Here is a 26,868-nt window from a genome sequence, read left to right as displayed (position 1 = left end):
ATGATTAGTTATAAATGTCAATTAGTAGGAATCTCTGTGATTATTCAAGAAGAATCCTATACCTCCGTTGCTAATTTTTTGAATTTAGAGCTGCTACCAGTGTATGGACAAACAACTGAAAAGCCAGTGTTTTCAGGAAACTGAATTTCGCGAGGGTTATATCGTACAGATAAGGGGATTCTGGTTCAATCTGATGTCATGGGTTCCTACAACATTTTGCGAAAAGCATTCCCAAATGCGTTTAACCGCTATGGGATAGAGAGGTGCGTAGTTCACCCAAGGAGAATTAATCTCTCGAAGTAAAAGTGAAGGGAATTTCTGAAATGGAATTCAGTCTGTCTATATTTGACTATACTTTTACTAACTATAGTTACTTTAACAAAATAGTCCTAAAAGTCTTTCCCAGTAAACATTTCACGATTCCATAGGCAAAAATTATCACAAAAAGTCGAGAAGATCCAAACTTTTTCAGCAAACCCTAATTAGTTGTCGTAACAATTGTCGTCAGAAGCGGGTAACGCGACTCGAACGCGCGACATTCACCTTGGGAAGGTGACGTTCTACCACTGAACTATACCCGCAAAACTATTCCTAATCATAGCATTGACACCCCGACGAGAGCAACTGCTCTAGGCTGTTTTTCATCATCGCGCCGGTTTGTCCAGAAACGCTAAACTGTAAAGCTTCCCGATAGACTCGCCGCCGGATGATCAAGAATATTCACCGTCCCACCAGAAGACTCGACTTCCCCTTTGACAAAAGACCATAACCTCTGCTGTAGGAGGGGTTAAGACAATTTCTGATGCTCCGTTACTGGGTACCAATCAACGCCTTCTGTTGCGGAGAAGTCGGTCGAGTTATCTTAGAAAAACGATAACTTCCCTCTCTAATCGCACATTCTACCATATTCAGGTAAATCGTCTCTAAGTCCCCCAATAAAGTCCGAAAACTATTTCTAGGGATCTTCCCTTGATTCTGTTCTTTTCTCTGTTTAGATTGCACCGATTCACTGCGCCTCGGTTTAATCACATTCAGGGAACTATCATCAATTTATTCATCCTCAAATAGTCAAGGAGCTAGAGATTGTTTTCAATGCCATTTGTCGATAATATCACCGGGTAATTTTGAGAAGTTGGCAAGGTTTCTTTTAAAATGCCTCTGAGCTTGGACAGGAATTTAGGGGGTATTTTCTGACAAAGAATCACTATAATTAAATAAAAATGGTACGCTATTTTTTCCCGATCCATCCATGACTAAAACCCGGGGCATTTGCGCTCCACCTTCGCGCCAAGCTTCGATCGCTTCTTTCTGTAAAACTAATCCTCCCCCCTGTTCTTTTAAAGTTTCTGCTAATAGTCTTTGTGCCTCAGCTTTCCCTTTAGCGCGATTAACTTCTGCTTGGGCCTGTTGTTCCGCTTCTTGGGTGATATAAACGGCTCTTTGGGCGCGTTGTTCTGCGATTTGTTTATCTTCGACAGCCCGGGCAAATTCCGGAGAAAAATTCAAATCTACCACACTGGTATCTAAAACTAGAATACCATACTTTTCTAACCGAGTCGATAGGGCATTATCAAAGTCTTCTTTTAACTCACTGCGTCGAGTAATTGCTTCCTCTACGGTTCTTTTAGCGGCGGCAATTTTAAAGGATTCTTGGGTTTGAGGGGCGATAATTTTAGCGACAATATTTTGCAGCGTGCCTTGGGTTCTTCTAATCGCCACTACCTGCGTCGGATCGAGACGAAAATTAATCGCAAAACTAGCAGATAAATCCTGTAAATCTTTAGTGGAACTTTGGGCGGGAACTTCAAATTTTTGCACCGTAAGATCGTAGATATCGACACTAGAGACAAAGGGAGGTTTAAAGTGCAATCCCTCCAATAAAACCCCGTCCTTAGCCTTTCCTAAAACACTTAAAACCCCCGCTTGTCCGGGAGTGATAATCACATAGGCATTAAAGGCCGCTAAAATTACAATAGCAGCTAATAATCCCCCGATCAGGGAAAGTAAATTAATAGCATCTTTTTGGTTCATAGTTTATACTCCTTGACGAGGGACTAAAGCGAGAATTTTTGTGGCGATCACTTGATTGACAGGCATCACTGACAGACGATTTCCTGTCCTTACTAATAATAATTCATCGGCGGTAAAATTTTGTTTTAAAATTCCCAGGGGCAGCATTTGGGGAAAAAGGCGATCAAACTCAACTTTAACCGTCCACCAGCGTGGGGAATCTGGAGAGGATTTGGGATCATAGTAGGGACTATCGCGATCGAATTGTGTGGGATCGATCATATCGGTTTCCACTACGCGCATCAAGCCGACAATCGCCGGCGGGGTGGTATTAGAATGGTAAAAAAAGGCTAAATCTCCCCGCTTCATCTGACGGAGAAAATTGCGGGCCTGATAATTTCGCACTCCTTCCCAAATAGTTTGACCGTCTTTTTTTAAATCCCCGATACTATAGACATGGGGTTCCGATTTCATTAACCAATAATTTAAATTCATCATTTATACTTGTTATTAATTCAAATAAGCTCAAAAATATTTTTAGCCGTTCCTATCAGCCTTGTTGCCACAGGATTAAATATAATTCACTTTGGCTGCTTTTGTAGTTCTACTCAAACAATTATTGGGAAGAATGTATCTAAAAATACTTTTGTTAGCGGCAATTTTTAAGGACTATGAGCGTTCAAGTCTAGCTATTCTTGGCAACCGTCAGTTTTTCCCCACAGCTAAAAATAATTTATTCTCCACTATTAAATCGCTAAAATAAGCTGTAAAATAGGATACATTGCCCTAAAAATCTCTAGCCAATCAATAGATTATCGGTGTTCCAAGCCACTCGCCGCCGTTTAGCCTTATGGTACACTGTTGTCACTGCCATACTACTGCTTTTTCTCGCTACGGGAATGTATTTTTATGTGCGGCATACCCTAGTGGATCGCATTGATGATACCCTTAAACACATCATTGAGGTGGTAAATCGTTCCCTCGTGATCGAATCGATTCCCCCGAACCAAGGACGTTATCGCGTCGATCCCCTCGCAAGTTTTCCCAGTCAGGGTAAATCCGTGGAGGACGATCATATAGATTTGGAATGGTTCGATCCCCAAGGTAATCTAGTTTGGTCAACTCTGCCCGAATCCTTAGATATTCCCCTCCATCCCCACCGTCAGGGGGAAACTATTCGCTTATCCGATGATCGTCTGCTGCGACAAATAACCGAAAGGGTGGAAATCGATCATTATGTTTTGGGATATCTGCGGGTAAGTCATCCTTGGTTTGAGGTGACAAAACCAATTAGACAGCTATTATTGGATTTAATCGTCGGAATTTGCCTGATGATTGCCAGTGTCGCCGGGATTGGTTGGTTTTTGTCCGGTTTAGCCATTCAACCGGTAAAAGAGTCCTATCAGAGTTTAAAACAATTTACCGCCGATGCTTCCCATGAATTACGCAATCCGATCGCCACTATCCAAACTAACGTGCAAATGGCGATCGCTTATCCCCAAACTGGCGATCAACGCTTGCAGGTGATCGAGCGTTTAACGGAAAGATTGGGCAATTTAGTCAATGATCTGCTTTTTTTAGCCCGTTCTGATAGTGGCATCGTCCAACCGATCGAGCAAGCTGTACCTTTGGATGCTTTATTGATGGAAGTGGTGGAAGAACAGCGTTTAATCGCCGATAAGCAGGGAATTTGCCTCTCTTTGTCGATTGTGGAACCGGACCAAGAGGATTTTTCCTACAGCGATGAAATGTTTACTATGGAGGGAGATTGGGATCAATTGGCCCGTTTATTCACAAATTTAATTTCTAATGCCCTAAAACACGCTTTTTTGCCCGAATCTGAGCCTAAAAATGTGGCAGTGGAATTGGAGAAAAGTAAACGCGATCGACAATCGGTGTTACTGGTGCGCGTCAAAGATAACGGAATCGGTATTCCCGAGGCTGCTTTGTCCCATATTTTTGATCGCTTTTATCGTCTCGATCCCGCACGACAAAATTCCGCCACTTCCGGGGGAACAGGATTAGGATTAGCGATCGCTTTAGCGATTACCCTCAGTCATCATGGACAAATTAGCGTCGAAAGTCAGATCGATCAAGGAACAATTTTCACCGTCACCCTACCGAAAAGCCATCAACGGGAGAAAAAAACCGAAAAGTCAGAAGCTTGACACTTCTGACTTTTTTGCATACCCCCAAGGGAATTCGAATCCCTGTCGCCTCCGTGAAAGGGAGGTGTCCTAGGCCACTAGACGATGGGGGCTTGGATTTCAGACCTTTTTAAATATAACAATAATCTTTCCTAGAGTCAAGGGTTTTAGCAAAAAATTTTTTTATCCCGCCCTTGCACAATAGGATAGTCTAAATGAAGATGTTATCGCCCAAAATCCATGGCTGCCGATCCCTATAAAAGCCGACTGTTCAACCTGATCAACCGTCGCTTGATCCGTCTGAAAGATAACCTCGGCCGCGTTTCCCGTCGCGGTCAAAATGCGATCGCTATTGCCTTGCAAATAGCCCTCTATCCCGTCTATTTACTGATACAATCGCTGCGGGTGACGGCTAATCAATTGGGGAACAGTCTCCAGAAACAATTATCACCCCCCGGAAAAGAGGGGACGGATGCGATCGCGGAATTTCTCCAGAGCTTATCCGACCAAGAAACGCCATTTATTGGCATAGCAGCCGATCTAGAGGATCAAGCTTTAGTTTTCGTCACTAACGATCACCAGACCGTTAAAATCACCGATAATCAAACCCAAAGACAAATAGAAAAACAAATTAGGACGGCACTGGCTAACTACGCCCTCGAAAAACGGAGAATTAAGCGATTAAATCCTCAATATCCGCCTTTATTACCGAATTTTACCGACAAAAATCCTGTCTTGCCTCCGATCCGTTGGTTTTGGAACCTACTACGCTGGGAACAACAGGGACAAATCGCGATCGCCATAAATCTCTTCCAAGAATCCCATCTCGTCAAAACCCCGACACCACCCTCCTTACCACTGCCTAATTTAAATTCCCAAGCGATTTTAGAAGTCATTGACGAAAAATTAGCGATTTTCGAGGCTAAATTTCTCGCTATCTCCCCCGCAATCCCCAGCAGTGTTAGCCACACCTCTAACCTACCTTCCGATCTCGTTAACCAGTCCCCGAATCTGGAGAAAAATTCCTCCTATCTCTGGCGACTTTATTGGTTAATTTATGCGGCGATCGAGCATTTCTGGGCAAAAGAGAAGAATAATTTAGAATATAGTGCTGATTCCCCCGCTTTATCGGCAAAATATCCCCTAAGTCTTCCTAATTCTCTGCTGATCACCTTCAAGCAACGTCTCCAGGATTGGCTAGAAAAACAAACCCAAGCGGATCCCTTCACGATCGGCAAACTCATCCAAGCGGCGATCGATCACTTCTTTGCCTCTCGCCAATCCCTGACATTTTCCGCCGTCAGCGAGCAACCTTGGCTAGAATCCGCCGATATATTGGCTATTTCTCCCCAAGACTCCGAAAAACCCCGCCTTAATCCCGCTTATCCCCTTCCCCAGTCCCCAGTCACCACAGCCGAGCCTAATATCACAAAAAAAGCTTTTAGTCAAGAAAAACAAAATAAATCTTTACAAAAAATCCCCCCGGCCGCCGCTGAAATTACTGCCAGAGAATCTCCCCCCGCCACCCAATTAGATCCCCGCTATGCTAAGGAGATAATTCAACCAATTAACGAGGAATGGTTAGAAACCGAATCAACCCCCGTCGGCTACGTTAAACACCCCTTAGAACGGATTTTAGAGGGATTAGATGCGATCATTTTATGGGTAGAGGAATTGGTTATTAAAATTTGGCGTTGGTTGCGGTATGATCGACGCATTTCTAAATTACTCAAACGCAAACGCTAAATCGATCGAGCGATTTTGGGTATAGTTGATCGGGTAGTCTTTCTGTTGTGAGAAACTTGAGACTATCTTTAGGGACTTACACCAATTTTCTAAACTAGCGGCAGAGATGGCTAGTTAAAAAAGGCACTCAACTGACCGATATTATCGTATGGGAATGCACCACCGTTTTACTGCTTTTGATAGTCCCTTCGATTAGTCCCAAACCCTATCAAACACCGAAACCAACTTTAAAGTAACCAGAAAACTAGGCTTAGGAAAACAATAATTAAGGGTGATGCTAAATCTGGTTATTTAAAGAATTATTTATTGCTCCTATTGCCTATTGCCTGTCCTGATATGTAGCCTATACTCAACAGATTTAGTATCAGTTATCTTAAGGGTGAGTTACGAAGTCTCTGGTTTTAGGGAACGGGCAACGGGGAACATGAGCCAGTCGTCTAGAGATGAGACAAATTAGGTTACACTTCATCTGTAGAAGAAACGCTGTAACCTAATTCCGATGATGGCTGTACTTTCTGACCTATTTTCGGTTCTGTGCCTGCCAACAATCTTTTAATATTACCCTGATGACGAACAATCACATAGATTCCCCCCATCAAACTAAATAAAATATAGGGGAGAGGTTGACCCAAAACAATCATTAAAATATTGACCACCAGCGCCCCAATAATCGAACCTAAAGAAACAATCCGGAAAAGTGCCAGAATAACTAAAAAACTCGCCAAAGTTCCGCAAGCCACTAGGGGATTCATCACTAATAAAACCCCTAAACTGGTGGCGACGGATTTACCACCACTAAAATTCAAGAAAATCGATTTACTATGACCGATGATTGCTCCCAATGCTGCCCCGATAATTAACCAATAATACCAACTTTCTGGGAGAAGATTGACATCAATAAAATATAGTCCTCGTGCCAGGGCTACCGCCGCCATTCCTTTTAACATATCAATTAATAACACCGTCGCCCCGGCAGTTTTTCCCAGAGTTCTCAACACATTGGTGGCCCCGGTGGAACCGGAACCATAGTCACGAATATCGATACCTTTGCTGTATTTACCGATTAAATAACCCGTGGGAATTGAACCGAGCAGATAGGATAAAAGTAAGATAGTAACACTGATAAGAATCGGAATAAGCATAAATTAAACCCAATTTTTAGCAAGAGCGAGCGCCGTCATCAGTGTATCAGCCCGAAGACAAAAAACACTCACAGGGAACCATAGACGGGAATTGCCGCCCCGCGCAAGTCTTTCGCCCCTTCCCCCGCTAGAAAACAGATCACCTCGGCTAGAGATTGGGGACTTACCCAGTCCTTGGCCTTTGCCCCTCCCATCGCTTCCCGGTTGCTCGGAGTATCGATAACACTTGGTAAAACCACGTTAGCGGTAATATTAGTCTGTTTGGTTTCTTCTGCGATCGCTTGGGTTAAAGCCACTACCGCCGCTTTCGAGGCACAATAGGCGGCCAAATTTGCCCCCGGTTGTACGGCACCACGAGAACCGATAGTGACGATACGACCATAATTATGAAGTTTCATCGAGCGCAAACAGTGTTTACACAGTAAAAAAGTGCTATGGAGGTTTAAATCAAACATTTTTAGCCAATCTTCATAGCTAAACTCCTCCGTCGCCCCCATGGTAAAACCCCCGACTAGATGAATTAAAACATCGACCCGACCGAGATCATCAATTAATCTAGCCACGGCAGTTTCTTGGGTTAAATCCACCCTGACAAAGCGAATACGCTCAAATTCCGCCGCACTCAGCCGAGATTTCAGACGACCTACCTCCCTTTCCTCCCGATAGGTCATGGTTAGATGACCGCCATGGTGTAAAACCGCCGGAGTGACTCCTAAACCCAGTCCCCCCGTACCGCCGGTCAGCAATACCCGTTTATCTTTCATATTGATGGATAGATAGTCGATCGCTCCAATTATAGATGATTTAACCCGGTAATTGGGCAATATTACTGCCTTTCTCGCCGGTCTAGGATTCCTTCATCGCTTGTTTTTTCTCCGCCTTCAGGTCGCGACTGCTGGCGGCGGCAATTTCCGCATCCATCAGGGTGCGTCCGGTAGCTGCTAGATAGACATCATCGAGACTAGGACGGGATTGGGCCATGCTAAACACGGGTAATCCCGATTCGGCTAGGGTTTGTTCAATTTTGCTTAAAGGATTGCTATTGGCCGTGACGATGAGATTCAGGGAGTTACCCTGGGCGGTATTAACGATTACTTCTTCGACAAAAGGCAGACGGGATAATAATTCTTTCGCTTGGAAAGCTTCTTCCTCTGGGGAAAATTCCCGCACTTTCAGGGTAATGCGATCGCCACCCAGTTGCTCCTTCAGTTGTGAGGGGGTACCGCGAGCGATGACGATACCATTGTCGATAATTGCCAAGTTATCGGCCAAAGCGTCGATTTCTTCGAGATAATGGCTGGTAATTAATACACTGGTTCCGGCCGCCCGCAATTGTCGCAGAAAATCCCAGACAATCAAACGACTTTCGATATCGAGTCCCACAGTCGGTTCATCCAGCACCAAAACCTCCGGCTGATGCAGTAATCCCGCAGCTAAATCCAGCCGTTTTTTGATGCCGCCGGAATAGGTCCCCGTTTTTTTGTCCGCGTATTCCTCTAATCCTAAAAGATTTATTAATTCTTTAATTCGATCTCTTGACTTTTGAGCGGGAATGTGATAGAGAGCCGCTTGTAGTTGCAACAGTTCCCGGCCGGTGAGCATTTTATCGAGGGCGACTTCTTGGGCAACGTAACCCAGGCGTTTACGGGCGGATTTGGGGTTATTCAGGGCATCGACACCCCCCACCTCGATTTTGCCGCCATCGGGTTTAGCAAGGGTGCAAAGACAGCGAATCGTGGTGGTTTTCCCCGCACCATTGGGACCGAGTAAACCGAAGATTTCTGCCGCTGCCACGGTAAAGGAGATATCTTTAACCGCTGCTGTCTGACCGTAGGATTTTTTTAACTTTTCGATCGCCACCGCAAGGGTCATAAGCTGATTTTCGCCCACTTGAGCGAGACAATTTTTTTGTTAACTTTCTCGGTCTATTTTAACCCAGATTCCCCACTTGAAAATCTGGTATTGTAGATTTGATCTGCTCACTGCGCTCTCTGCGGCGGTAATGACTGGCAGCTCAAAGGTTGAGAAGGTGGCACTCGTTGGCAATCCCCACTGATTGCCGATTGTTGGGCCAGGGTTTCCAGTTTAGTCTCAACGACAAGGTGTAAAAAATGGCGGTCCGTTGCATCTTCAATTACCGTAACCGATCAAGGTTCCGATTTTTAACCACAATTTTTCGATAAATTCTCCTTTTTAGCGAAGTTTTTTGTCTCTCGACTGGCAAAATATTCAGCCAGTTTTAAGTAGCTGGTTATAATTAAATTAAAAATGGATTTTAGGTTCGATCCCCCCTGCCCCCCTTGATAAGGGGGGTGCCGATAGGCGGGGGGATATCCCTTAATAAGGGGGGCATCTGATAATTTTTAACGCCTACCTACTTAAGCCGGTAGATACTGGTGTTTGTTAGGGAGAGTCAGGAATTTTCAACCTAGATTTTCAAACAGTTCCCGAACCATCAACTCTGATCGCCTTAATACTGTTCGGGTCAATTGTATTAACTCGATCGAGGAGTAAAAACTAAAACCAATCGGTTTTGGAGAGAGCAAAATTATCCCCAAAACCGCTCCAGATCGACATCGGCTTTGTTGAAATGGAAAACAGGAATTATTCCCTAAAAAACTAGCAACTTTTTTGACTATAATAACGACAAGATTATCAGTATAGTTTTAAACTATCCTAGGATAAGCCCTATCTCGATCGCAGTATATATTTATGAGATTTAGTGAAATTGCCCAAAAATTAAGCCCTTTAGTCTCTGCTCACAGTTTAACTGCCTATCCCGACAGAAATCCCGAAATTAAAGCCATAACTCCCATCGAAACCGCCCTAGTCGATACGATTAGCTATATCGAAGGGGGAAAATTTGCTGCCTTTGTCGCCAAAACTGAGGCTACTGCCCTAATTCTGCCCCTGGATGCCAATTTACAACAACAGGCCGACGAACGCGGCATCCCTTGGTTAGCTAGTGCCAATCCCCGACTTTTATTCGCCCACGCCATCAAATTATTCTATCAACCCTTTCAGCCCCAACCGTACATTCACGCCACCGCCGTGGTGCATCCATCGGCTAAAATCGGCCATAAAGTTGCCATCGGGGCCCATGCTGTGGTAGAAGCGAATGTCATCCTCGGTGATGGGGTGTGCATTCATCCTAACGCCGTTGTTTACCCTGGGGTACATATTGGCGATCGCACAACTCTCCACGCTAACTGTACCATTCACGAACGGGTACAAATCGGCAATGATTGCGTTATCCACAGTGGCGCTGTTATTGGTGCGGAGGGCTTCGGTTTTGTGCCAGTTCCCGAAGGCTGGTTTAAGATGGAACAATCGGGTATCGTGGTCTTAGAAGATGGGGTAGAAATTGGCTGTAATAGCGCCGTGGATCGTCCGGCAGTGGGAGAAACCCGCATCGGTAGCCAGACTAAGATCGATAATCTCGTCCATATTGCCCATAATTGCCAAATTGGCCAAGCTTGCGCCCTAGCAGGACAGGTGGGCATGGCAGGAGGCGTAAAATTGGGCAATCGGGTTATTTTAGCAGGACAAGTGGGCATTGCCAATCAAGCAGCGATCGGGGACGGTGCGATCGCAACCGCTCAGGCTGGCATTCACAACGATATCGGTGCAGGAGAAGTGGTTTCTGGCTCTCCTGCTATGCCGCATAAACTATTCCTCAAGGCATCAGCCGCTTACAAGCGTTTACCCGAAATCTATCAAGCGGTTAAGCAGTTGAAAAAATAGCCCTATTCAGGAGACAGGAGACAGGAGACAGGAGATTATTTCTATTTATTCTTCCGACACCCCACACCCTCTTTCAAGTCAGTAGGATTATTGATTAGGGATTTTTCGATAATGGGTACAACTTGCAGGCGTAACCCAAGTGCTTGCAAAACCTTAAGAACTGTAGCAAACTCACCGATTACCCCGATTCGACAAAGATTTATAGAGACTCTCCCGTCCCAAACCCGTCTCACGAGCAATATGAGTCATCCCTTGAGAACGAGCAATATCGCCTAATGCTGCCACTACTAAGCTAGGATCGCCATCTTCGAGGGCAGCTTCCAGATAAGCAGCGATATCTTCTTTTGTTTTCAAATGATCTGCTGCATCCCAAGGATAAGTCTGAATTGTAGCCATAGAGAACCTCCTATAAGTATTGGGCTAAATCTAATGCTGTTTTGATGTCCCGTTCAAAATCAATCGAATCTAAATTTTAGCCGGTGCTTAAAAGAGGGTGGCTTTCATGCTCCCGTGTTACTATCGGTAATTAGTAATCGGCCAACATAGTGGTGTGAGCTTGTTTACTTCTTATCGTTTACTGTTTACTTTCGAGATACTCATGTTGCTCTTGCGTTATGGTATTACCGTGAGTGCGGTGCTTGGGTTGATTTTCTTGGCTGAATCCTCGGTTAAGGCACAAACTCAGTCCGCTGCCGATTTATTGAAGAAACCCCGACCTACTGCCAATCCAGTGTCTCAATTACCTGGTCCCTCGGCGGCACCAGCAACCACGGAAGCGGATCCCAAGGCCCCTAATTATCTTAATCCTAGTGGCAATCCCCTGATTTTTCCCACCAAACCGGATGAGGTGAATATTAGGGTAGTACAACCGATCACCTTAAATCAAGCGATCGAATTAGCTTTAAAAAATAATCAGACCTTACAGACATCGCGGATTAATTTGGAAATCGCTCGCGCCCAATTAAAGGAACAACAGGCGGCCTTATTACCCACGGCCCAAGCGGAAACCAGTCTCACTCAAGATCAATCGGCAGCTGCCCAAAGACAGAATAACTTGGCTCGTCAACAGGGAATCCCAGCCGTTACACCAGAAGATAGTACCAACTTTCAGGGTAGTGTTAGCATCGTCTATGGGGTTTATACAGGGGGTGAACGGGCAGCCCAGATCAAAAGGGCCGAAAAAGTCATCCGGCAACAGGAATTAGAGGTGGAACGAGTCTCGGAACAAACTCGTTTTGATGCCACCGATGCCTATTATGAATTACAGAGGGGTGATGCCCAAGTTGCGATCGCCCAAGCTGCGATCGAAGATGCTAGTCAAAGTTTACGCGATGCTCAATTATTGGAGCAAGCGGGACTAGGAACCCGATTTGCTGTCCTACAGGCGGAAGTTGACCTCGCTAACGCTAACCAAGACTTAACCCGGGCGATTTCTACCCAACGCATCGCTAGACGACGACTGGCACAGATATTGAGTGTCGGTCAGCAGATCGAGTTAACCGCTGCCGATGAGATTCGCGAGGCGGGAACTTGGGGCTTAAGTCTTAATGATAGTATCGTTTTGGCCTATAAAAATCGCGCGGAATTAGAACAACAACTCTTACAGAGGGAAATTAGCGCAGAAGACCGCTCGATCGCTATTTCGGCGGTGATTCCCCAAGTGGACCTTCTGGGCCAGTATAATGTCCTTAACGATCTCAGTGATGAAGCTGGTTTTGGCGATGGTTTTAGCGTCGGTGGCCGGATTCGCTGGACTTTCTTTGATGGTGGTCGTGCTTTTGCTCGCGCTCGTCAAGCGGAAAGAAATATCGATCGCGCCGATACGGAATTCTCCCTCCGTCGCAATGAAATCCGCCTTCAGGTGGAGGAATCCTACTATAGTTTGATTTCTAACCAAGAAAACATTAAAACCTCGCAAAAAAGCATTGAATCCGCCACCGAAAGTCTGCGATTAGCTCGTTTACGCTTTCAGGCGGGTGTGGGAACCCAAACGGACGTTATCAACTCCCAACGGGATTTAACCGATGCCAGAAGCCGTTATCTACAGGCGATCGTCGATTACAATAAATCCTTGAATAGTCTCCAGCGATCGATTAGTAATTTACCGGACAATCGTTTGTTTGAAGTGCGTTAATTGTACGATCTATCGAGGTGTGGTGTGGGGAGAGATGGTCAAATCTCCCCTATTTTAAGGGGTTTCGATGATTATCATCCGTCGTTCGCGAATTGCTTCAGGTTGTGGCTTTCCCGTCGATTTTGCACCTGCGGACGCAGATTATTACAACGATAGGAATTACTGCGAAACAAAGCTGATCATAAATTGGACGGCTTTTTTTCTAGGCTGCTTGCAGAACATAAAAGGTATAACCATAGAAGTTGCTGAATTTCTCAAAAAGTTTCATCTCTTCTTCAGTTTCACGAATAACCGATGGGCTACTTGGGCTGATTTCCAGCTGCCCGATTCGCTCACGGAGAGGTTGATAATAATTTAGCCACCAAACTTGACTTGGCAGCCGATGGGTAGAAAGTACCTTAAAACCAGACCTATTAGCCCGAACGATATTCTCAAACTCATTACCCATCATAGGATAGGCGTTTTGCCAATAGGCCACAGCCGGCCCTGGCAGCTCATCAGTAAACCAACTCATCTCCGAGATGACGGCGATCCCGTTGTTAGAAACAAGCGGTCGCCAGATTTTAAGAGCCTGCTCAAACCCAAGATTATAAGCAGCCCCCTCAGACCAAAGTAGATCAACTGAACCCACTGACCAATCAAGTTTAGCCATATCACCATGAATTGGAATGATTAAATGCTCAAGACCAAGCTGTTTTGCTCGGGTTTTGAGTTCGTCGATAAAAACCGATGAGGAATCCACTGCCATGACAGGGCTTTGGTAGTATTGTGCCAGCAGTAAAGCACTAGCACCACTTCCACATCCTAGATCGGCAATTCGCGGCTTGAGGGGCAAAATAGAGAGATTACTCAAAATTTTTAGGGAGAAGTCAGAGTCACCAGGCCCTTTACGGTCAAGTCCACGGTGTAAATCAGTTAAAGCGGCAACATACTCAGTTTGATTGTCTGTAGTCATAGGGATTTTTGCTGGCTCTAATAGCTGAAAACAGCCCATTCCTAGCTTAATCGCTTAGGCGATCGTTCCCGTCAGGGGGGAACTAGGACTAGCATAGGACTTAATCGGCATTCTTCCCGCTAAATAGGCTAAACGTCCCGCTTTTGCCGCCATTGCCATGGCTTGGGCCATCATAGCTGGATTGGCTGCCATAGCGATCGCACTGTTAATTAATAAAGCATCGGCCCCCATTTCCATGGCCCGGGCCGCTTCTGAGGGTGTACCGATCCCGGCATCTACCACCACGGGAATTTGGGACGATTCGATGATAATCGCGATATTTGCCTCATTTTTCAGCCCTTGTCCCGACCCAATCGGCGATCCTAGGGGCATAACCGTGGCGCAGCCAGCTTCCTCTAAACGTTTGGCTAAGAGAGGATCGGCGTTAATATAGGGCAGTACGGCAAAACCTTCTTTAACTAATTGTTCGGCCGCTTGCAAAGTTCCGATCGGATCGGGTAATAAATATTTAGGATCGGGAATAACTTCGAGTTTAATAAAGTTATTGTCTTCCTGTCCCAATAATTTGGCCATTTCTCGTCCTAAACGGGCCACCCGAATCGCTTCTTCGGCCGTTTGACAACCGGCAGTGTTGGGTAACATCCAAATTTTAGACCAATCGATCGCCTCTGCTAATCCCTCATGGCCTGGTGCGTTCGTTTGTACTCGTCTAACGGCAACGGTGACGATCTGACATTCACTGGCACTAATACTTTCCTGCATAGTCGTCAGATTGGCATATTTGCCAGTCCCAGTCATCAAGCGGGAGTGAAAGGTTTTCCCAGCAATAGTGAGGCGATCATTCTGGGGCGATAAAAGTGCTTGGGGTTTATTCTCAATAATAGTTAAGGACATAGGTGGAATAGTAACGGGTGATAGTTGATTAAAGCGATCGCAGCGAAAATGGGTCAAAATGGGATTAACTTTGTCATTAATCACCAGGTCAGCGATTAAGGAAGCAGTGACAGGAGCTAGTAAAATGCCATTACGATAGTGACCGGTGGCTAAAATCAGGTTATCACAGCTACTGCGGCCTAAAATAGGTAATTCATCGGCTGTACCCGGACGGAATCCCCACCACATTTCCTCGATTTCCCAGTCAGCTAAAGGGGGATAGAGACGGGTAGCGCGTTCAAAAAGGGTTTGTAGTCCTTGGGGTGTATTACCCGTTTGCCAGGCGACTTTTTCGGAAGTGGCCCCGATAATTAAACGACCATTGCGACGGGGAACTAGATAGGTTTGCGGACCGAATAAAATCCTAGCTAAGGTCTGGTTAGGGGGCATTTTTACTGCGGCCATTTGACCTTTGACGGGATGGATAGGGAGGGGTAAAAGTTGACTCGTCCAGGATCCCGTCGCTAAAATGTAAATTTTTGCTTCTAATTCCCCAATTGAGGTATAAATACTCTTGACTTTTCCCTGCTTTTGCTGTAATGCGTGGACTTCTACGCCTTGGCGAATTTCTACCCCTAAATTTTCGGCCGCTTGTTCCAGCGCAGTCACTAGCTGCCGGTTGTCCACTTGTCCATCGTCGGGATACCACCAACCACCGATCACATCTTTACCTAGTCCGGGTTGGTAGAGGTGAACTGCATTGCTGTCTAACCAAATTTTATTAACTTCCTCGGTAGTAACGGGCTGCTCTAGCTCGTAAACGGGAGCAAGAATACCGCAGGGATAGTAACCGCTGTTTATACCCGTTAAATCCTCGATTTTGCGGCTCCACTCTGGATATAGCCATCGTGATCGCAGACAAAGATCGAGAAACGGGCCCGGGGGAATGCCTTCTGCATGGGGGGCCAACATTCCCGCAGCCGCACGACTAGCGGCCTGAGCTATATCTCGAACTAGGAGGGTAACTTTTGCCCCGCGCAATTGCAAATCGACGGCGATCGCTAATCCGATGATACCACCGCCCACGATCAAAATTTCGCTAGTTGAGTTCTTGACCCTCCCATGGCTAAAAGCGAGGGATTCTTGGTTCAACGACATGGCTTAAAAATCTAAAGGAAATGTAACCTTGATCCTAACTCGCAATTAGTCAGCCGAGAGGAGGGAGAAGTGAGGCTACTGGCATAATTCAAGATTAAGATGATTTGTAGTCAATCTTTTCTAAGCTTCCCTTTTTCTTTAGAGCATTATGACTTCCTCTACTGTCGATCGAGTTTATCAAGGTCAATTCGGAGAGTTTACGATTACGGATAGCGATCGCCTAGGCGTGCGTCTCTACCGTCTGGGATTAAATTTAGCGGCTTTTAGTTTCGCTGTCGCTACAATTATAGTTCTCACCGGACCGCAATTACTGCCCCTGACCAACCTTTTATACATTGGTTTTTGTCTGGGGTTAGGCATCAGTTTATTGACTATTCATATTTATTTAATTCCCCTCCATCGTCTCCTGCAAGTTTTTTGGCTAATCGGGGCGATTACTTCCCTGATTTTCAGCCTTTATTATCACCTTTCTCCCCTAGAATTTGTCTATAACCATCCGGTGAGTTTATTGGGTGTTGGCTTTATTTTTGCTAGTCTCACGGGGATTTATTTCAAAGAAGCTTTTTGTTTTAATCGTCTAGAAACCAAGTTTTTAACCCCTCTAGTTCCCACCCTTTTACTCGGTCATCTTTTGGGGATATTGCCCTTAAATTGGGAAAAGGGGCTATTAATTCTCTGGGCGACTTTATTCGTTATCTTTGCTCTGAGAAAATTAAGCCAACCTCTCCCCAACGATATCGGTGATAAATCGGTCTTTGAACATCTTAATCACTGACGAACTGATAACTGATAACTGATAACTGATAACTGATAACTGATAACTGTTACCTATCTGGGGGCCTCGATGGTAGCCGGATTAGTAGTATTGGCAGTCTTGCTAGTGAACATTTGTATCAGGCTAAAACCGACAAAAGCGAGTAAGGCTATGCCAGCAATAGTAGTAACAATTTTACCCACGAGATTTTCTGTGCGGGGTTGTTCGGGGGCATCCTCGTTGGGATCCTCCGAATGGGCAAAACGATTGTAGAGGAAATCGAGGGCTTCATTGCGGAGTTCGTAGTAACGGGGATCCTCGGTAATTTGGGAACGAACCCGGGGACGAGCAAAAGGCATCTTTAACACCTCCCCAATTTTAGCGCTTGGGCCGTTGGTCATCATCACCAAGCGATCGCACAAGAACAAAGCCTCATCAATATCGTGGGTAATCATCAACACGGTTAACTGGTGTTCTTGCCAGATTTTCAGCAATTCTTCCTGTAATTCTTCTTTAGTAATCGCATCTAGGGCTCCAAAAGGTTCATCGAGGATGAGGACTTGGGGACGAATGGCCAGGGCGCGGGCGATCGCAACCCGTTGTTTCATGCCTCCCGATAATTGGGGGGGTTTTTTCTGGGCTGCTTCTGTCAATCCCACTAGGGATAGATTTTCTTCCACGATCCTCACCTTCTCAGCGTGAGATTTTTGGGGATAAACCGAACTAACCCCGATATAAACGTTCTCAAAGGCAGTTTTCCAAGGCAAAAGCGAATAATTTTGGAATACCATCATCCGGTCCGGTCCCGGTTCCTTAACCTCTTTATCCTGTAGCAGCACTTGCCCACGACTAGGAGAAGAAAACCCCGCCACCATATTCAAAAGAGTCGATTTACCGCAGCCAGAGTGACCGATAATGCAGACAAATTCCCCCTCATTGACTTGCAGCTCCACACCGTCTAAAACGGTGTAAACCCCTTCGGGAGAGGGGTATTCTTTGGCAACATTACTAACTAATAAAAAAGGCTGGGTGGTGGTGCTGGAATTCACGGTCTTATCGGTAAAAGTTTGCATATTCGTCCTAGATTTATTTTAAGGTGGGCAAAGCCCACCACAACCATTAATTAGCGACGGGATCATCGAGGAGAACTTCCGAGACGCGATAATCGCGACGGATCGAGAAACGTTCCAGATAGCCGATCGGATCGTCGGGACTGAAAATAAGATGATCAAAGAGGGCAAAACTGTGGCGATCGGGTTCCAAATCGGGAAGGCCCAGGGACCGGCAAGCTTCACCAAACAGATCGGGACGACGGACGCGTTCAATCACTTCCACCCAGTTGCGGGGGAACGGTGCGTAACCCCAACGAGCAAGCTGAGTTAGGGTCCATAGGGCCTCACTGCGGCCTGGACAGTTAGCTTGATCGACGTAAAACTGATTAAATCGGAATAGGGGTTCGGGGGCAGTTCCTAAACCGCGATCGTAACCATCGAGGAAACCGGGGCGGATAATTGCCCTATCCACACCCACATACTGGGGCTGACTGAGAATATTAACGATATGTTCTCGATTACGCTGATCATCGCAGTATTCACAGGCTTTAATTAAAGCTTTCACCATGGCGATATGGGTTTCGGGATGTTTCGCTGCCCAAGTTTCCTTAACCCCGAGGACTTTTTCCTGGTGTCCGGGCCAAATATCGAGATCGGTGGCGATAACGTAGCCTAATTTTTCGTGAACGGCGTAGGAGTTCCAGGGTTCCCCCACACAATAACCGTCGATCTTACCCGCTTTTAGTAGGGAAACCATTTGAGGCGGCGGAATTACGGCTAAATTTACATCACTATCGGGATCGATACCGCCACTAGCTAACCAGTAGCGTAAGAGTAGATTGTGCATGGAAGCAGGGTGAACCATGCCGAAAGTGGCGATTTGATCGGGACTTTGCTGGAGGGCCTCCTTTAAGTCCTCCAGTTTTTCTACCCCCAATTCCCTGTATTTATTGCTGAGGGTGATGGCGTTACCGTTGCGACTGAGTACCAAAGCACTAATCACGGGGACAGAGGGCTTATTGCCGGCCCCAATGGTCATGCTCAGGGGCATTCCCGCCACCATCTGGGCCGCATCGAGACGACCGGTGGCCACTCCTTGGGCGAGTGCTTTCCAGTTAGGTTCCCGTTGCAGGATAACATCCTCTAATCCTTCCTCGGCGAAGAAACCTTTCTCTTTGGCGATAATAATCGGAGCGCAATCGGTGAGGGGGATAAAACCGATGGTGGGATTGGTTTTCAGTCTGGTAGCTTGGCCGATCACTGTTACTGGTTCGGTGGGTTGGCCGACTTTCTTCGATCGCTTCTGTTGGTTGAGGAAATAAACGATCTCGTTACGGAGGGAGTAGTAACTGGGATGGTTAACTACTTCTAAACGATGCCGGGGCCGGGGAATGGGAACATCGAGAATCTGACCGATATGGGCCTCTGGACCGGTGGTTAACATCACCACTCGATCGGATAGTAATAGGGCTTCATCCACATCGTGCGTGACCATGATACAGGTAACGTGGCTTTCTTCGACAATTTCCATCAAACGTTCCTGTAAATTGCCTCTGGTTAACGCATCCAGCGCCCCAAAGGGTTCATCAAGTAGCAGGACTTTTGGCCGTAGGGCTAAAGCGCGGGCGATCGCTACCCGTTGTTTCATGCCTCCCGATAATTCTCCCGGTCGTTTGTTGGCGGCATGGCGCAGGTGTACCATATCGATACTATGTTCGATGACACTTTTGCGTTCAGCAGCCGGTAGATGACGCAGCACGCGGTTAACTCCTAGGGCGATATTTTCCCGGACGGTTAACCAGGGCAGTAGAGAATAATTCTGGAAGACTACCATGCGATCGGGACCGGGACCTTTAATTTCTTTTCCCTCTAAAATCACCCCTCCCACCGTCGGGCGATCGAGTCCAGCGACCATATTTAAGAGGGTGGATTTCCCGCAACCGGAGTGACCGATTAAAGAGATAAATTCCCCTTGAGTAACGCTGAGATCGATATTTTTTAGGGCGATATATTGACGGCCATCGGGGAGAGGGAAAACCTTATCAATGTGATCGACTTCAATAAATGCAGACATTTTCAGTTATCAGTTATCAGTTATTAGTTATCAGTTATCAGTTATCAGATGTGAGTTTTTAGTTTACTGTTTACTGTTTACTTAAAAAGCTCCCCACACCCCACACCCCACACCCTGCCCCCACCGAAAAACTTTTTGCCGCAAACCCTATTTATTTTCTTCGGGTACAACTAATTTAGCGATGTAGGCCATGAGGCGATCGAGTAGGAAACCAACAATACCCACATAAATCAGGGCGAGGATAATTTCACTGATCATGGAACTATTCCAAGCATCCCAGATAAAAAAGCCAATTCCCACGCCACCGATCAGCATTTCTGCCGCTACAATCGCCAACCAAGATAAACCGATACCGATTCTTAATCCCGTGAAAACGTAGGGAACGGTGGCGGGAAAAAGAATATTGAAAAAATATTCAACTTTGGATAATTTTAGCACTCTAGAGACGTTTTTATAGTCTTGGGGAACCTGTTGTACTCCCACGGCTGTGTTAATAATAATTGGCCAAATTGCTGTAATAAAAATTACAAATATGGCACTAGGTTCGTTATTGCGAAAAGCCGCTAGGGAGATGGGTAGCCAAGCTAGGGGGGGAACGGTACGCAGGATTTGGAAAATCGGATCGATCGCATCATAAATTAGGGCGCTGCTACCGATTAAAATTCCTACGGCAATGCCGACAATAGCGGCAAGGGTAAAACCGACGGCCACCCGTTGTAAACTGGCGAAAATTTGCCAGAATAACCCCACATCCGTGCCACCATTATTGAAAAAGGGATTAATAATTAATTCCCAGGTATCGCTAACCACTTTAGTGGGACTAGGGAGGGGAGCATCGGGACTAAAACAGAGTATTTGCCAGATGAGAAGGAAAATTAATAAAGCAATCGCCGAAGTTGCTAGTTTGGGTAATTTTTTTTTGAGGTCTTTTACCCATTTCGGACCTTGAGAACGACGAGAAATAGAAACAGCCATAATCAGTTATCAGTTATCAGTTATCAGTTATCAGTGGTTCAGTTATCAGTGATCAGCATCAGTGATCAGTTATCAGTTATTAATTACCAGTTATGAGCAAATCATCTTTAACTGTTGACTGGTTACTGATCACTGCTCACTGATTTAAACCTTTTTAATCTTGAGAGATTTCAGGTAAGCGGTGGGATTTTCGGGGTCAAAAGTAACGCCATCAAAGAAAGTTTCCACACCGCGGGAGGTAGAGGTGGGAATTTGATCAGCCGGAACATTGAGGGCTGTGGCGGCTTCCCTCCAGATATCTTCCCGGTTAACCTTATCAACTAAAGCTTTGATGTCCGTATCGGCGGGAATATAGCCCCAACGGATGTCTTCAGTCACAAACCAAGTATCATGACTCTTGTAGGGATAGGAAGCGTTATCAGCCCAGAATTTCATGGCTACGGGGCTATTTTCGATTTTGCGACCATCACCGAAATCGATATTACCTTGCATTCTTCCCAAGATATCGGCGGGGTCAATTTTCAGCCATTCCCGTCCTGAAATAATCTCGCACATTTCCTTAACATTAGCGGGATCGTTGCACCATTGCTGCGCTTCTAGAACAGCCATAGTTAAAGCTTTTGCCGCTTTGGGATTTTTATCCACCCAATCGGCGCGTAAAGCGAAGGCTTTTTCGGGGTGATCCTTCCACAGTTCCCCAGTAATCAGGGCCGAATAACCGAGTTTTTTGTTAACTAATTGGGCGTTCCAAGGTTCCCCCACACAGAAAGCTTGCATCGTGCCGACTTTCATGTTAGCCACCATTTGTGCCGGAGGAACAACAATTAGGGATAGATCTTTATTCGGATCGATGCCGCCGGCGGCTAACCAATAGCGCATCCAGAGATCGTGAGTACCACCGGGGAAAGTGACGGCGGCTTTAACTTCTTTGCCCGCAGATTTAGCTTTAGCGAAGGATTCTTTCAGTACACCGCTATCGAGGGCAACCTTTAGATCCATGTATTCGTTAGCCACAGAAATCGCTTGACCGTTGGTATTCAAACGCGCCAGAATATACATCGGTACTGGCTGTTTGGTGATTTTGCCCAAGGTCATTAGGTAGGGCATGGGGGATAAAATATGCGCCCCATCGATACCGTTACCCGCCGAACCTAATTCGAGGTTATCCCGGGTTGCAGCCCAAGAGGCTTGTTTCATCACTTGCACATCGGGCATCCCGTGTTTAGCGAATAAACCTTTTTCCTTGGCGATAATTAAGGGGGCAGCGTCGGTGAGGGCAATAAAACCTAGTTTAGCGGTGGTGACTTCGGGAGTTTCTCCACCGGCAGCGGGGGAAGCGGCAGGACTGCCGGCCGGGGAGGGACTGGTCGCGGTATTATTGGGAGTGGCGCAACCGTGGAGAATTGCTGTTCCTACGGCAGTTGCCCCGGCAGTGAAGATAAATCTACGTCTAGAAAGTTTACTCATGGACTAAAAAATCGTGATTAGAAACTAAACAAAGGTGATGAAACGGTGAAAAATTCTCATTATTTCCCCTAACTGACTGCGGTGATAACCGAGAAAATTTCTGGAAAGTAACTGTTGATTCAGTAAGGAGGCTTTGACTATTTTTATCTCTCGATCGCTTTTGCTTCTCCATCTGGGGAGATTTAGCAGTAGTTTTTGTCTAAGAGATTTTTTCTAGAAGCATAACAGTTTTGAGGAGTGGATAGACAGATAGGGGGAGTTTAGTCATCTGGGCTAGAAAGATCACTTTATTTCAGGGTTATCACCGAAGCAATTAACTTAAATTTACAGTCTTCAACAGGAAAATTCGTATAGATTGTTACAAAATATTGTCAGCCATGTAATAAAAGCATAAAAATTTGTCTGAAACGCATGGTAGGGCGATGGGGATTTTTAGCCATCTTGACTCAGTTATCGGGTTTGAGTTTGCAGTTCACTGATTACCGGTTACTATTTACCGATTACGGAAAAATCCCCGCAAGTATTAGCGATGCCAGCAGCTTGAGACAATCTCTGTTATGCTTTGGAACTTGCCAAGGGCAAAAGCATATTATTATCGATCGATGCTTCCCTTTTATTAGATGAGTTCGCCGAATTAGAAGGGGTAGTTTTAACTATTGAAGATAAGCTAAGACGAATTTAAACTGGGCATTATTAAGTTAGCTAAAAAGCAGATAACCCTTGCTGTTCCAGTGTTCCAGTATTCTGGTGTTGCCCTATCGATCTAGACTAATTTAGATGCGCGGGCGGCTTATTTTGATTAATGCAGAGGAAATTCGCTATATTGAATTTTGGCAGGATCAAACAGAGGTAACTTAAATGTCGGACAAACAAGAAAGACGATATGATAAATTTAAGCGCGGCTATCAAGCTAAAATTGATCAACCCCCGGGTAAACCGCCCCAGGGTGGTTCTAATGTTAAACCGCCACCAAATCAGGACAAGGAGAAAAATAACCCACTGATTATCTATGCCCCCTTTTACCTGTTCCCTGTTCTAACTGATAACTGATAACTGATAACTGATAACTGATAACTGAATATGGCTTATTCTCGCATTAAAAAACTAGCAAATTATCTACGCCCCCATTGCCAAATAGTAACTTGGGGGGTAGTTGCTTTGCTTGTTGTTAATCTTTTGGGTGTTTATATACCGCTTTTAATCCGGGATAGCATCGATGATTTGAGTACATCCTTTGACTTCCCAAAAATCATTTACTATGTGATTTTTATTGTCGCTTTAGCCTCGATTATGTGGTTTATCCGCATGATATCCAGAGTGCTATTATTCGGGATCGGTCGTCAGGTAGAGTTCGATCTTAAACAAAAAATCTTTCAGCATTTATTAACCCTTGAACCTGCCTATTTTTCGCGGCAAACTTCAGGAGATTTAATCAACCGTGCCACTAGCGATGTGGATAATATCCGTCGTCTGGTGGGTTTTGCTTTGCTCAGTTTGGCTAATACTTTTTTTGCCTATGGGTTAACTTTGCCCGTAATGTTAGCGATTCATATTCCCCTTTCAGTCGCCGCCATTTCTGTCTATCCTTTGATGTTAATTGCTGTGCAGTTATTTAGTGGTCGTCTGCAGCGGCAACAGAAAAAAGTACAAGAAAAACTCTCGCATCTAAGCGATTTAATTCAAGAGGATATGAGTGGTATTACTCTGATTAAAATCTATGCCCAAGAAGATAACGAGCGCCTAGCATTTAAACAAAGAAATCGCAAATTATTACAGGCTAATTTAGATTTAGTCCAGACTCGTAATTTTCTTTTTCCCCTGATTGAAGCTTTATCCTATGTGAGTTTATTGGCGTTGCTTGCCCTCGGTACTAGACAAATTATATCGGATAATATCACCATTGGGGACTTTATTGCTCTGTTAATTTTGGCGGAAAGATTAGTTTTTCCCACTGCTTTATTAGGTTTCACTATTACGGCCTACCAACAGGGAGAAGTGAGTATCGATCGCCTAGAAACTATCCTGTTAGCTGAGGCTAAAATTAAAGACAATGCCGATTGTATTCACCTAAAAAATATTCAAGGAAAAATTACCGCCAAAGCCTTGACTTTTTTCTATCCTGATGCTAAAGAACCAGCCTTAAAATCTCTTTCTTTTACCATTAATCCGGGGGAAATGGTAGCGGTAGTCGGTGCGATCAGGTCGGGAAAATCTACCCTTGCTAACGCTATTCCCCGTCTTTTGGATATTGCGGAAGGACAGTTATTTATTGATAATCAAGATGTCACTCAAATTGCTCTTGAAGATCTGCGAAAAGCGATCGCTTATGTTCCCCAAGAAAGTTTTTTATTTAGTACCACCATCGAAGATAATATCCGTTATGGCGATCCGCTGCTGAATTTTTCGGCAGTGAAATCGGCGGCCAAACAAGCGAGAATTGAGGAGGAAATCGAGAATTTCCCGCAAAAATACGGAACTTTAGTGGGAGAACGTGGGATTACTCTTTCCGGGGGTCAACGTCAACGGGCCTCTTTAGCGCGTGCTTTAGCCATCCAAGCACCGATTTTAATCCTTGATGATGCCCTATCTAGCGTCGATAATCAAACGGCCACGGCTATTTTGGAAAATCTCAGCCAAGAAAGCCAAAAAACCGTGATTTTTATCTCCCATCAATTATTGGCCGCTGCCACTGCTGATCGCATTTTTGTCATGGACTTCGGAGAAATTGTCCAGATAGGAACCCACGAGGAGTTAATCGCAGTCCCCGGAGTCTATCAAAATCTCTGGCAACAGCAGCAGTTAGAGTCTAAGGTTTTAGATTAGCCGATAAAATAGGGAATCTGCTAGTTATTACCGGTGAAGTTGTGGACTATCTCAATTATTCCTTAAGACTGTTTAAATGCAGCACAGCAGTTATCTTTTAGCGACAATGAACAAGGAGCAACTTTTAACCGAACCTTTTTTACAATTACCCACCGAAACATCAATACAAGTGATTTGGTTTACGGAATTTTTTGGCACTGGTCATCAGGTGCGCTACGGGGAAAAACTAGAGAAAATGGCCCCCGCTCGTACTAGCAAATTAACTAGAGTTAGAGAAGATGCTCAATCGAGAACCCTTGAAGCTTATCAATCTTTAACCGATCGAGAAATCTGGCGACATCAGGCCGAAATTACTGATTTAAATCCGGGGGAAAGGATTCCCTATCAAGTCACCAGTTTTCAGGAAAATAAAGCGATTAGAAGTGATATTTATACTCTTACCCCAAGACCAAAAAAAGGAACTAATCTCAAAATTCTGCTCACTTCCGATCATCAATTAATGCCTATGACTGCCGCTAATTTACAAAAAGTTATTGAAACTATTGGACAGGTGGATGCAGTTTTTTTAGCAGGAGATTTAGTTAATATACCCGATCGAGCTTCCGAATGGTTTGATGATAGTCGCGGTGGGGCATTTTTTCCCTGTTTACAAGGTCGTGCTAATTATCCTCTGACAAAGAATGGTATTCAGACTATTTATAAAGGGGGAGAAATTATTCAAAATGCTCCCTTATTTCCTGCTATTGGTAATCATGAAGTTATGGGCAGATTTTCTAATTCCACAGGTTTAAATGAACAGTTTAAAGATGCTATTCCTCAATTTATTGCTAAAAAACTAGCGGAGGATACAGCAGCAATTAGTGAAAACTGGCTAAAAAATAATGCTTTTAACACAGAAACCTACGAAGAAATTTTTTCTTTGCCTCAAAATAAATATTATTCTCTCACTTTTGGCGATATTCGTTTAGTGGTTTTATATGTTACTAATATCTGGAGAAATCCCAATTTAGAACCCAGTGCAAGGGGAAGATATTACGAAAATCAAAGAGATTTAGATAGTCCCAGTCGCTGGGGTTACGGTCAGCATATTTTTGAGACAATTGCTCAGGATAGTCCTCAATATCAATGGTTAGAAAAAGAGTTAAATAGTCGAGAATTTCAAGAGGCTAAATATAAAGTAGTTATGTTTCATCATCCTCCCCATACCCTAGGAGGAAATATCGTGCCACCTTACACCGATCCCGTGCCGACAATTGAACGGGATGCCACGGGAAAAGTTAGATCAGTACGTTATGATTATCCCCAAGAAAATGATTATATTATTCGTGATCTCATTCCCTTATTAGAATCAGCCAAGGTTAATTTGGTTTTTTATGGTCATTCTCATTTATGGAATCGTTTTCTTAGTCCTAAGGGTATGAATTTTCTTGAATCTTCTAACGTTGGTAATAGTTATGGCGCTCATTTAGGTGATAAAAAACGTCCTGTACCTCTCGATAGAAATTATGCGGCCATCGGTAATCCCAATGGATTACCAGCAATTATCCCGAATATTGCTCCTCTAGTGGATTTGGTTAATCAACCTTTACCCTATATTGCCAGTAATGATCTGACGGTTTTTAGCATTTTAGATACAGAAAAAGGAACCGTGAGCAGTTATCGTTTTGATACCCGTTATCCTGACTCCGAGGTAATTAAATTTGATGAATTTGATCTTTTTAGCGTAGGTGAAATATAATAAAATCAAAGAGTGCCGGTTAAATAGATTCTCTTGGGGTTAATTCTATGACTACTGTTACCAGCAATGATATTCA

General features: G+C 44.8%; 23 protein-coding genes, 2 tRNA genes and 2 pseudogenes. 11 read left to right on the top strand and 16 right to left on the bottom strand.

Features of this window, described 5'->3' with window-relative positions:
* Window positions 1–303, top strand: a pseudogene (locus O9323_RS22530) (IS200/IS605 family accessory protein TnpB-related protein); the annotation flags it as partial.
* 206 nt (window positions 304–509) lie between these two features.
* Here the strand turns inward: O9323_RS22530 and O9323_RS04065 are convergent.
* The 5 genes and pseudogenes from O9323_RS04065 to O9323_RS04050 form a co-directional block, all read right to left on the bottom strand.
* A tRNA-Gly gene (locus O9323_RS04065) sits at window positions 510–581 on the bottom strand.
* 10 nt (window positions 582–591) lie between these two features.
* Complete coding sequence (locus tag O9323_RS04060; protein ID WP_002736703.1) at window positions 592–714, bottom strand: hypothetical protein; 123 nt, start codon at window positions 712–714, stop codon at window positions 592–594.
* A 96-nt stretch (window positions 715–810) separates the two neighbouring features.
* Window positions 811–1,089, bottom strand: a pseudogene (locus tag O9323_RS22815) (IS1634 family transposase); the annotation flags it as partial.
* An 87-nt stretch (window positions 1,090–1,176) separates the two neighbouring features.
* A complete protein-coding gene (locus tag O9323_RS04055) occupies window positions 1,177–2,031 on the bottom strand; it encodes a prohibitin family protein (protein ID WP_002736027.1) in 855 nt (284 codons plus the stop codon).
* A gap of 3 nt (window positions 2,032–2,034) precedes the next feature.
* On the bottom strand, window positions 2,035–2,508 hold the full coding sequence (locus tag O9323_RS04050; protein ID WP_042790665.1) for an EVE domain-containing protein: 474 nt from the start codon (window positions 2,506–2,508) through the stop codon (window positions 2,035–2,037).
* An 88-nt stretch (window positions 2,509–2,596) separates the two neighbouring features.
* On the opposite strand from O9323_RS04050, the gene O9323_RS04045 reads away from it, so the two are divergent.
* Together O9323_RS04045 and O9323_RS04040 are read left to right on the top strand one after the other, a co-directional pair.
* Window positions 2,597–2,773, top strand: coding sequence for a hypothetical protein (locus O9323_RS04045; protein ID WP_187602897.1), 177 nt, complete (start codon window positions 2,597–2,599; stop codon window positions 2,771–2,773).
* A 55-nt stretch (window positions 2,774–2,828) separates the two neighbouring features.
* Entirely contained in the window at window positions 2,829–4,178 is a 1,350-nt protein-coding gene (locus tag O9323_RS04040; protein WP_149107604.1) for a sensor histidine kinase, read from the top strand.
* A 19-nt stretch (window positions 4,179–4,197) separates the two neighbouring features.
* Here O9323_RS04040 and O9323_RS04035 read toward each other — a convergent pair.
* Window positions 4,198–4,270, bottom strand: a tRNA-Glu gene (locus O9323_RS04035).
* Window positions 4,271–4,397: 127 nt separating this feature from the next.
* On the opposite strand from O9323_RS04035, the gene O9323_RS04030 reads away from it, so the two are divergent.
* The gene (locus O9323_RS04030) at window positions 4,398–5,903 is read left to right on the top strand and encodes a hypothetical protein (protein ID WP_149107603.1); all 1,506 of its coding nucleotides are present in this window, start codon (window positions 4,398–4,400) and stop codon (window positions 5,901–5,903) included.
* Between the two features lie 458 nt (window positions 5,904–6,361).
* Here the strand turns inward: O9323_RS04030 and plsY are convergent, their stop codons facing one another.
* From plsY to O9323_RS04015, 3 genes are all read right to left on the bottom strand, one after another.
* Entirely contained in the window at window positions 6,362–7,045 is a 684-nt protein-coding gene (gene plsY, locus O9323_RS04025) for a glycerol-3-phosphate 1-O-acyltransferase PlsY (RefSeq protein ID WP_002736324.1), read from the bottom strand.
* Window positions 7,046–7,113: 68 nt separating this feature from the next.
* Window positions 7,114–7,809: a 3-oxoacyl-ACP reductase FabG gene (gene fabG / locus O9323_RS04020; RefSeq protein WP_002755610.1), complete on the bottom strand. Its 696-nt coding sequence runs from the start codon at window positions 7,807–7,809 to the stop codon at window positions 7,114–7,116.
* 82 nt (window positions 7,810–7,891) lie between these two features.
* Window positions 7,892–8,917: an ABC transporter ATP-binding protein gene (locus tag O9323_RS04015; protein ID WP_002755613.1), complete on the bottom strand. Its 1,026-nt coding sequence runs from the start codon at window positions 8,915–8,917 to the stop codon at window positions 7,892–7,894.
* A 547-nt stretch (window positions 8,918–9,464) separates the two neighbouring features.
* Here O9323_RS04015 and O9323_RS04010 point away from each other — a divergent pair.
* Both O9323_RS04010 and lpxD read left to right on the top strand, forming a co-directional pair.
* Window positions 9,465–9,566, top strand: a complete 102-nt coding sequence (locus O9323_RS04010) for a PEP-CTERM sorting domain-containing protein (RefSeq protein ID WP_223210875.1) — start codon at window positions 9,465–9,467, stop codon at window positions 9,564–9,566.
* A 191-nt stretch (window positions 9,567–9,757) separates the two neighbouring features.
* Window positions 9,758–10,789, top strand: a complete 1,032-nt coding sequence (gene lpxD, locus O9323_RS04005; RefSeq protein WP_288124719.1) for a UDP-3-O-(3-hydroxymyristoyl)glucosamine N-acyltransferase — start codon at window positions 9,758–9,760, stop codon at window positions 10,787–10,789.
* 171 nt (window positions 10,790–10,960) lie between these two features.
* On the opposite strand, the gene O9323_RS04000 is transcribed toward lpxD, so the two are convergent.
* Complete coding sequence (locus O9323_RS04000) at window positions 10,961–11,185, bottom strand: addiction module antidote protein (protein WP_002755617.1); 225 nt, start codon at window positions 11,183–11,185, stop codon at window positions 10,961–10,963.
* Window positions 11,186–11,387: 202 nt separating this feature from the next.
* On the opposite strand from O9323_RS04000, the gene O9323_RS03995 reads away from it, so the two are divergent.
* On the top strand, window positions 11,388–12,923 hold the full coding sequence (locus tag O9323_RS03995) for a TolC family protein (protein ID WP_002792648.1): 1,536 nt from the start codon (window positions 11,388–11,390) through the stop codon (window positions 12,921–12,923).
* A gap of 202 nt (window positions 12,924–13,125) precedes the next feature.
* Here the strand turns inward: O9323_RS03995 and O9323_RS03990 are convergent, their stop codons facing one another.
* Entirely contained in the window at window positions 13,126–13,878 is a 753-nt protein-coding gene (locus O9323_RS03990; RefSeq protein WP_043997145.1) for an SAM-dependent methyltransferase, read from the bottom strand.
* Between the two features lie 54 nt (window positions 13,879–13,932).
* A complete protein-coding gene (thiO, locus tag O9323_RS03985; RefSeq protein ID WP_288124718.1) occupies window positions 13,933–15,909 on the bottom strand; it encodes a glycine oxidase ThiO in 1,977 nt (658 codons plus the stop codon).
* Window positions 15,910–16,057: 148 nt separating this feature from the next.
* On the opposite strand from thiO, the gene O9323_RS03980 reads away from it, so the two are divergent.
* The gene (locus O9323_RS03980; protein WP_024968601.1) at window positions 16,058–16,684 is read left to right on the top strand and encodes a DUF2301 domain-containing membrane protein; all 627 of its coding nucleotides are present in this window, start codon (window positions 16,058–16,060) and stop codon (window positions 16,682–16,684) included.
* Window positions 16,685–16,737: 53 nt separating this feature from the next.
* Here the strand turns inward: O9323_RS03980 and O9323_RS03975 are convergent, their stop codons facing one another.
* From O9323_RS03975 to O9323_RS03960, 4 genes are all read right to left on the bottom strand, one after another.
* Window positions 16,738–17,736 carry an ABC transporter ATP-binding protein gene (locus O9323_RS03975; protein WP_002755622.1) on the bottom strand — a complete coding sequence of 333 codons (999 nt, stop codon included), beginning with the start codon at window positions 17,734–17,736 and terminating at the stop codon, window positions 16,738–16,740.
* Window positions 17,737–17,782: 46 nt separating this feature from the next.
* Window positions 17,783–19,789 (bottom strand): ABC transporter ATP-binding/substrate-binding protein, encoded by a 2,007-nt coding sequence (locus O9323_RS03970; RefSeq protein WP_002755623.1) that lies wholly within the window; start codon window positions 19,787–19,789, stop codon window positions 17,783–17,785.
* Between the two features lie 147 nt (window positions 19,790–19,936).
* On the bottom strand, window positions 19,937–20,764 hold the full coding sequence (ntrB, locus tag O9323_RS03965; RefSeq protein WP_002792635.1) for a nitrate ABC transporter permease: 828 nt from the start codon (window positions 20,762–20,764) through the stop codon (window positions 19,937–19,939).
* Between the two features lie 144 nt (window positions 20,765–20,908).
* Window positions 20,909–22,231, bottom strand: coding sequence for a CmpA/NrtA family ABC transporter substrate-binding protein (locus O9323_RS03960; protein ID WP_002755627.1), 1,323 nt, complete (start codon window positions 22,229–22,231; stop codon window positions 20,909–20,911).
* 858 nt (window positions 22,232–23,089) lie between these two features.
* Between O9323_RS03960 and O9323_RS03955 the strand changes: the two genes are divergently transcribed.
* The 3 genes from O9323_RS03955 to O9323_RS03945 all read left to right on the top strand — a co-directional run bounded on the left by O9323_RS03955 (window position 23,090) and on the right by O9323_RS03945 (window position 26,792).
* The gene (locus O9323_RS03955; protein WP_002755630.1) at window positions 23,090–23,281 is read left to right on the top strand and encodes a hypothetical protein; all 192 of its coding nucleotides are present in this window, start codon (window positions 23,090–23,092) and stop codon (window positions 23,279–23,281) included.
* 30 nt (window positions 23,282–23,311) lie between these two features.
* Window positions 23,312–25,054: an ABC transporter ATP-binding protein gene (locus O9323_RS03950; RefSeq protein ID WP_002755633.1), complete on the top strand. Its 1,743-nt coding sequence runs from the start codon at window positions 23,312–23,314 to the stop codon at window positions 25,052–25,054.
* A 76-nt stretch (window positions 25,055–25,130) separates the two neighbouring features.
* Complete coding sequence (locus O9323_RS03945; RefSeq protein ID WP_002755635.1) at window positions 25,131–26,792, top strand: purple acid phosphatase family protein; 1,662 nt, start codon at window positions 25,131–25,133, stop codon at window positions 26,790–26,792.
* Window positions 26,793–26,868: the final 76 nt, after the last annotated feature.

Origin of the sequence: Microcystis sp. LE19-131.1A (genome assembly GCF_027532015.1) — a bacterium.
GTDB classification, from domain to species: domain Bacteria; phylum Cyanobacteriota; class Cyanobacteriia; order Cyanobacteriales; family Microcystaceae; genus Microcystis; species Microcystis ichthyoblabe_A.
The sequence above is the reverse complement of the archived record's forward strand: the minus strand, read 5'-3'. Positions and strand labels throughout refer to the sequence as shown.

Excerpts from the sequence above, each read along its gene's own strand:
- O9323_RS03950 (WP_002755633.1), top strand. The coding sequence starts at position 23,312 with ATGGCTTATTCTCGCATTAAAAAACTAGCAAATTATCTACGCCCCCAT.
- O9323_RS03960 (WP_002755627.1), bottom strand. The coding sequence starts at position 22,231 with ATGAGTAAACTTTCTAGACGTAGATTTATCTTCACTGCCGGGGCAACT.
- O9323_RS03995 (WP_002792648.1), top strand. The coding sequence starts at position 11,388 with ATGTTGCTCTTGCGTTATGGTATTACCGTGAGTGCGGTGCTTGGGTTG.
- plsY (WP_002736324.1), bottom strand. The coding sequence starts at position 7,045 with ATGCTTATTCCGATTCTTATCAGTGTTACTATCTTACTTTTATCCTAT.
- O9323_RS04050 (WP_042790665.1), bottom strand. The coding sequence starts at position 2,508 with ATGATGAATTTAAATTATTGGTTAATGAAATCGGAACCCCATGTCTAT.
- O9323_RS04015 (WP_002755613.1), bottom strand. The coding sequence starts at position 8,917 with ATGACCCTTGCGGTGGCGATCGAAAAGTTAAAAAAATCCTACGGTCAG.
- O9323_RS03955 (WP_002755630.1), top strand. The coding sequence starts at position 23,090 with ATGTCGGACAAACAAGAAAGACGATATGATAAATTTAAGCGCGGCTAT.
- O9323_RS04030 (WP_149107603.1), top strand. The coding sequence starts at position 4,398 with ATGGCTGCCGATCCCTATAAAAGCCGACTGTTCAACCTGATCAACCGT.
- O9323_RS03945 (WP_002755635.1), top strand. The coding sequence starts at position 25,131 with ATGCAGCACAGCAGTTATCTTTTAGCGACAATGAACAAGGAGCAACTT.
- O9323_RS04000 (WP_002755617.1), bottom strand. The coding sequence starts at position 11,185 with ATGGCTACAATTCAGACTTATCCTTGGGATGCAGCAGATCATTTGAAA.
- fabG (WP_002755610.1), bottom strand. The coding sequence starts at position 7,809 with ATGAAAGATAAACGGGTATTGCTGACCGGCGGTACGGGGGGACTGGGT.
- O9323_RS03980 (WP_024968601.1), top strand. The coding sequence starts at position 16,058 with ATGACTTCCTCTACTGTCGATCGAGTTTATCAAGGTCAATTCGGAGAG.
- O9323_RS03975 (WP_002755622.1), bottom strand. The coding sequence starts at position 17,736 with ATGCAAACTTTTACCGATAAGACCGTGAATTCCAGCACCACCACCCAG.
- thiO (WP_288124718.1), bottom strand. The coding sequence starts at position 15,909 with ATGTCGTTGAACCAAGAATCCCTCGCTTTTAGCCATGGGAGGGTCAAG.
- O9323_RS03990 (WP_043997145.1), bottom strand. The coding sequence starts at position 13,878 with ATGACTACAGACAATCAAACTGAGTATGTTGCCGCTTTAACTGATTTA.
- ntrB (WP_002792635.1), bottom strand. The coding sequence starts at position 20,764 with ATGGCTGTTTCTATTTCTCGTCGTTCTCAAGGTCCGAAATGGGTAAAA.
- lpxD (WP_288124719.1), top strand. The coding sequence starts at position 9,758 with ATGAGATTTAGTGAAATTGCCCAAAAATTAAGCCCTTTAGTCTCTGCT.
- O9323_RS04055 (WP_002736027.1), bottom strand. The coding sequence starts at position 2,031 with ATGAACCAAAAAGATGCTATTAATTTACTTTCCCTGATCGGGGGATTA.
- O9323_RS03970 (WP_002755623.1), bottom strand. The coding sequence starts at position 19,789 with ATGTCTGCATTTATTGAAGTCGATCACATTGATAAGGTTTTCCCTCTC.